Source organism: Psychromonas sp., from assembly GCF_983033635.1.
This window is the reverse complement of sequence record NZ_CEZLMY010000219.1, coordinates 3,338-3,713: the sequence shown is the minus strand read 5'-3', so window position 1 is coordinate 3,713 and position 376 is coordinate 3,338. Positions and strand designations below refer to the sequence as shown.

The 376-nt window shown below is 37.8% G+C and carries 1 protein-coding gene; it reads right to left on the bottom strand.

Features of this window, described 5'->3' with window-relative positions:
- On the bottom strand, positions 1-376 hold a 376-nt coding region (locus AC4GME_RS17220), incomplete at both ends, for a type 2 periplasmic-binding domain-containing protein (protein WP_490379879.1).

The window sequence follows — 376 nt, the reverse complement described above, 5'->3', positions numbered from 1 at the left end:
GACTATTTACTAACTTACGCAAACTGCGATTCCAAGTGACAAAAAACAAAACAATAATTAGTGCGATGCAGATAACCGCAAATATCCATATTAATACCTCAACTAGACCAATGCCTTGCACCTCATAATTCAAAGCAACATACTTGTTTCGGATTGCTGTTTTTTCTTTTTCGCTAATACTGGCCAGACCAATATTTATAATAGCGGTCAACTCTGGCCAATCTTTACGGTTTCCCATCGCAAAATATTCACTTCCTAACGAGCTGGAAGCAACAATATGAATATTAGAAAAACCACGTTTCTGAATAACATAAGCCGTATTGGTCAAACTTCCGACAAAAGCATCAACGTTACCGTTTTCAAGAGCTTCTAGCGC